This window comes from Longimicrobium sp., assembly GCF_036554565.1.
GTDB lineage: Bacteria > Gemmatimonadota > Gemmatimonadetes > Longimicrobiales > Longimicrobiaceae > Longimicrobium.
On the sequence record NZ_DATBNB010000155.1, the window covers coordinates 1 to 4,546 of the forward strand.

Consider the following 4,546-nt stretch of genomic DNA (forward strand, 5'->3'; position numbering starts at 1 on the left):
CGTCTGCACGGTAACTGGGCGCGGATGATCCCGGCCCACCCACAGGAGCACGGCCGCCAGCACCACCACCAGCGCGACGAGCGCCATCCATCCGTCCACCACCTTGCCCGTTCCCCAGAACCACTCGTCCGCCCCGGGCGACCGCCGTGTGGCGAAGCCGTAGAATTTCAGCCAGAAGATCCATCCCGCGTGGATGCCGATGGAAGCCGACAGGTCGCCCGTCCACTGGTACGCCAGCCCCAGGATGGTTCCCGCCAGCGCCAGGCTGAGCACCGCGGGCACCAGCGTCCGCACCTCCGTCATCCCCGCCAGGGTGGTGGGGAGAATGCGGATCCCGGAGAGCCAGTCGACCTTCGCCGGGTTGGCCGCCCGCTCCATGAAATGGGTGATGGCGTAGATGCCGCTGCTGACCGCGAGCGCCGCGGGCCAGCGCATCGCCCGGCGCAGGCTGCCGAAGATGGCGCCGCGGAAGAGCAGCTCCTCGATGAGGGCCACGATCAGCGCCGTCGCCAGCACGCCCAGGAACTGCGCGGCGAGCTCGCCCGGCGTGCGGTCCTTCAGGATGCGGCCGCCCGCCAGCAGCGCGATGGCGCAGACGGCGGCGAGCGAGGTGAACCCCAGCCCGAATCCCGCGGCGAAGCCCGTCCACCGCACGAGCCCCGGTGCGACGCCTACGTCGCGCCAACTCCGGATGCCCGCCGCGCGGATGAAGACGGGCAGCCCGGCGAGCGCCGTGATCAGCAGCCCGCGGTTCAGGTAACGCGAGAACTTCATCCGCGAAATTTTTTCCAGCACGGGAACCGATTCCGCCAGCGCGTGCACCGCCCAGTACAGCCACGGCGCCAGGAGCGCGCCGCCAATGAACACCGCCGCCAGGTACAAGGCCAGCGCGCGCACGGGACGCTGATCGCGGGGCGGGTGCGACGTTGCAGGATTCGTCGTCATCCGAGAGGGGGGCATGATTCTCGCTGCCTTCCGTGGCCCCCGGATGTTCCCCTCTCTACGTGGAGTATCGTACCCATGAAGAAGCTGAAGCTGGAGATCGAGTCGCTGGACGTGCAGACCTTCGCCATCGCTGACGATGACGCGGAGCAGGGCACCGTTGTGGCGCATAGTGGCTTCACCAACTGCGGCGGGATCACCTGCATCATGTCGCTCTGCCCCGACTGCGGCGGCACCGTCGGCGGCGGCGACTGACCCGCGCTGAGGCCCGGCCTTCCCGCCGGGCCTCGATCGTTCCCCCATCCTCCGCGGGAAACTAGTGCCGCCCGCGGTCCGGACAAGGCCCAGCCGAGTTCGCGAACCACCCGCGGACGGCGCCGTGGACGTGCCGGTCCTCGCCTCTCCCGGGAGTTCCCATCCGACATAAATCCATCGCTCCGCCCGACCCGCTACACCCGTCGTGTTCCCGGCTCCTCCCCGTCTGCCCCAAGCGTTTGCTTGCCTCCACGGCGTTCGCCTGCATATTTCCCGGATACACCCCTTCGCCGCACGCCACGCACGGAGCGCATCATCGGCCCGATATCACACCTCGCGGCCCACGACGGGCCTGCCTTGTCCGTAGCCCCTCGCGTCTGGCGCATCACCACGCCCCTTCCGTTTCGGCCATCGGAGGTGCACGCCTACGTGGCCGCGCTGGACGATGGGCGCCTGGTGCTGGTGGACGGCGGCTTGAACACGGAACCGGCGTGGCAGGCGCTGGATGCGGGTGTGCGGGCGGTGGCGGGTGGATGGCCCTCGGTGGCGCTGCACGTGATCACCCACATGCACATGGACCACGTGGGTCTGGCCGCCCGGGTGCGCGACGCGTGTGGCGCGCCGGTGCTGATGGGGCAGCTGGACGCCGAGCGGATGGCCCACGCCGCCGCGGAGCCGGAGGACGAGGCGGAGTACCGCGCCGCGCTGCTGCGGCGGTGCGGCGCGCCCGGCGAGGTGGTGCGCGCGGTGGAGGACGCGCGCCGGTCGGCCGAGCCGCTGGCGCCCGCCGTGCATGTGGACCTTCCGCTGGCGGGCGACGGGGGCGACCTGCCCGGTGCGCCGGGCTGGCGCTGGCTGTGGACGCCGGGACATACGGCGGGGCACGTTTCGCTGCATCGGCCGGCGGACGGCGTGGTGATCGGGGGCGACGTGGTGCTGCCGCGCATCACCCCCACCCTGGGCGTGAACCGGCAGCGGGAAGACCCGGTGGCGGACTACGTGAACGCGCTGGACCGCCTGGAGGCGCTGCCGCCCTCCCTCGTGCTGCCGGGCCACGGCGCTCCGCAGGAGGGGGTCCGCCGCATCCGCGAGCTGCGCGACGCGGCGAACGGCGAAACCGAGACCGTGGCGGGGCTGCTGAACGCGGAGCCGCGCACCTGCTGGCATTTGGTGGACCTGCGCTATCCCGGGCGTGAGATGAGCGTTTCTACGCGCATGCTGGCCCTGCGCGAAACCCTGGCGCACCTGGACCGGCTCGCCGCCGCCGGGCGCGCGGCGGTGGCGGAAGAAGCATTCGGCGCTGCGCGCTTCACGGTGCGATGACCCGCCCACATCGACGGACTGGAGACGGATGACGTCCAAGCTGTTCTGGATCCTGCTGCTCGTGGTGGCTGCCGTGGTGCTGGTGAAGCCGCTGCGCGACCGCGCGTCTGGGTACATGGAGCCGGCGCTGAACCCGGTGTATGAGTGGAACACCCGCAACCGCGTGCACGACCTCCAGCGGCTCACGGCGCAGGAAATCTCCGCTGGCGGAGAGCTGCCCCGGCCCAGGGACTTTCACGCGTTCGTCAGCAAGCTCGAAGGGGGCGAGTCGGCGGTGGACTCGTGGGGGCAGCCGTACTTTCTGACGGTCAGCCGGCGCACGTACCAGGTGGGGTCCAGCGGCCGCGACCGGGTGCGTGGCACCGCCGATGACATCGTCTCGGAGCCGGCCCCCCGTCCGCGAACCTGACCCTTCCCGCGCCACGGAACCGCGGCACGCACGCCGCACCGAGCCGTTTGAGACACGGACGATCATGCTGAAAGTCGGGCTGACGGGAAACATCGCCGCAGGCAAGTCTACCGTTGCCCGCGCGTGGCGGGAGCTGGGCGCCACGGTGGTCGACGCCGACGAGCTCTCACGGCAGGCGGTGGAGCCCGGCACCCCCGCGCACGCCGCCATCGCAGCCGAGTGGGGCACGTGGGTGCTGGAGGAGGGCGGCACGCTGGATCGCGCCGCGCTCCGGCAGATTGTCTTTGCCGACCCCGACGCCCGCGCGCGGCTGGAAAGCATCGTCCATCCCGCCGTCGCCGCGCTACGTGACGAGCATTTCCGGGACGCCGCGGATCGTGGCGAGCGGCTGGTGGTGGCCGACGTTCCCCTGCTGTTCGAGGTGGGGATGGCGGACGAGTTCGACGTGGTGGTGCTGGTGGACGCGCCGGAAGAGACGCGGCTGATGCGGCTGGTGGGCGACCGCGGGCTGGAGCCCGACGAGGCGCGCAAGATGATGGCGGCGCAGATGCCGGCGGAGCTCAAGCGGGCGCGCGCCGACGTGGTGATCGAGAACACGCGCTCGCTGGGCGACCTGCAGCGGCGCGCGAAGGACGTGTGGGCGGCGCTGGTCGCCCGGGCTGGCGCGAGTGGCTGAGGGATGGCTGCGCGTGGACATGCACGTGCACACGCGCGCCTCGTACGACTCGCTGAACGACCCTGACGGCATCCTGGCCGCGATGGACCGGCGCGGCATCCACCGCGTGGTCATCACCGACCACGACGAGCTGAACACGGCGCTGCGCCTGCGCGACCGCGCCCCGGACCGAGTGATCGCGGGCGAAGAGGTGCGCACGCGCGAGGGGCCGGACATCATCGGCATCTTCCTTTCCGAGCGCATCCCCCGCAACACGCCGCTTCGCGAGGCGTGCGAGATCATCCGCGCGCAGGGCGGGCTGGTGTATGCTCCGCACCCGTTCGACGTGCGCCGGCGGGGCGGGGGCGAGCACCTGGACGCCGTCGCCGACCTGGTGGACGTCGTGGAGGCGCACAACGCGCGCAGCTGGGGCGCCGGGGTCAACGAGCGCGGTGAGGCGTGGGCGCGCGCGCGCGGCAAGCCGCTGGGGGCGGGGAGCGACGCGCACTCCGCGGGGGAGATCGGCACGGCGTACGTGGAGGTGCCGCCATTCGAGATGACGCGGGAGGGCTTCCTGGCGGCGCTCCGGGAGGGACGCGTGGCCTGCCGCGGAACGTCACCGCGCGTAGTCGCGGCGCAGTCCGTGTACGCGCGGGCGCACAAACTGCTCTTCCGCGGGCGGACGCCCAACGAACCGGAGTAAGAGGATGAAGAAACTGATCCTGCTGCTGGCCTTTGCCCTGGCCGCGTGCGGCGGGGAGCCCGAGACGCACACGGGCGACCCCGAGGGCAACGAGATCGAGCCCATGGCCGACACCGCGAAGGTGGATGTCACCGGCAAGAATGGCCCACGCACCGGCGGCTGAGGCCCCTCCGCATCCCGCACCTTCGACGCGAGGCCAGGACGGCCTCGCGTCGCTGATTGTGCCCGGACGGCAGCTGCTTGCCCGTAGGCAGTCGAG

The 4,546-nt window shown here is 71.6% G+C and carries 7 protein-coding genes; 6 read left to right on the top strand and 1 reads right to left on the bottom strand.

Translation table 11 applies throughout. The features are described 5' to 3' along the window. Positions 1 to 945 (bottom strand): CPBP family intramembrane glutamic endopeptidase (locus VIB55_RS04160; protein WP_331875408.1); only part of this gene is annotated, 945 nt, incomplete at its 3' end. 75 nt (positions 946 to 1,020) lie between these two features. On the opposite strand from VIB55_RS04160, the gene VIB55_RS04165 reads away from it, so the two are divergent. From VIB55_RS04165 to VIB55_RS04190, 6 genes are all read left to right on the top strand, one after another. Next, positions 1,021 to 1,197: a hypothetical protein gene (locus VIB55_RS04165; RefSeq protein ID WP_331875409.1), complete on the top strand. Its 177-nt coding sequence runs from the start codon at positions 1,021 to 1,023 to the stop codon at positions 1,195 to 1,197. Between the two features lie 357 nt (positions 1,198 to 1,554). Next, the gene (locus VIB55_RS04170; RefSeq protein WP_331875410.1) at positions 1,555 to 2,520 is read left to right on the top strand and encodes an MBL fold metallo-hydrolase; all 966 of its coding nucleotides are present in this window, start codon (positions 1,555 to 1,557) and stop codon (positions 2,518 to 2,520) included. Positions 2,521 to 2,548: 28 nt separating this feature from the next. Beyond that, complete coding sequence (locus tag VIB55_RS04175; RefSeq protein WP_331875411.1) at positions 2,549 to 2,929, top strand: hypothetical protein; 381 nt, start codon at positions 2,549 to 2,551, stop codon at positions 2,927 to 2,929. Positions 2,930 to 2,993: 64 nt separating this feature from the next. Next, complete coding sequence (coaE, locus tag VIB55_RS04180) at positions 2,994 to 3,605, top strand: dephospho-CoA kinase (protein WP_331875412.1); 612 nt, start codon at positions 2,994 to 2,996, stop codon at positions 3,603 to 3,605. Next, entirely contained in the window at positions 3,598 to 4,287 is a 690-nt protein-coding gene (locus tag VIB55_RS04185) for a PHP domain-containing protein (protein ID WP_331875413.1), read from the top strand. The genes coaE and VIB55_RS04185 overlap by 8 nt, the downstream gene beginning before the upstream one ends. A 4-nt stretch (positions 4,288 to 4,291) precedes the next feature. After that, positions 4,292 to 4,450: a hypothetical protein gene (locus tag VIB55_RS04190; RefSeq protein WP_331875414.1), complete on the top strand. Its 159-nt coding sequence runs from the start codon at positions 4,292 to 4,294 to the stop codon at positions 4,448 to 4,450. Positions 4,451 to 4,546 lie beyond the last annotated feature (96 nt).

What these genes read in the sequence shown, in the direction of transcription:
- VIB55_RS04165 (WP_331875409.1), top strand. Translation starts at nt 1,021, where the DNA reads ATGAAGAAGCTGAAGCTGGAGATCGAGTCGCTGGACGTGCAGACCTTC.
- VIB55_RS04175 (WP_331875411.1), top strand. Translation starts at nt 2,549, where the DNA reads ATGACGTCCAAGCTGTTCTGGATCCTGCTGCTCGTGGTGGCTGCCGTG.
- coaE (WP_331875412.1), top strand. Translation starts at nt 2,994, where the DNA reads ATGCTGAAAGTCGGGCTGACGGGAAACATCGCCGCAGGCAAGTCTACC.
- VIB55_RS04190 (WP_331875414.1), top strand. Translation starts at nt 4,292, where the DNA reads ATGAAGAAACTGATCCTGCTGCTGGCCTTTGCCCTGGCCGCGTGCGGC.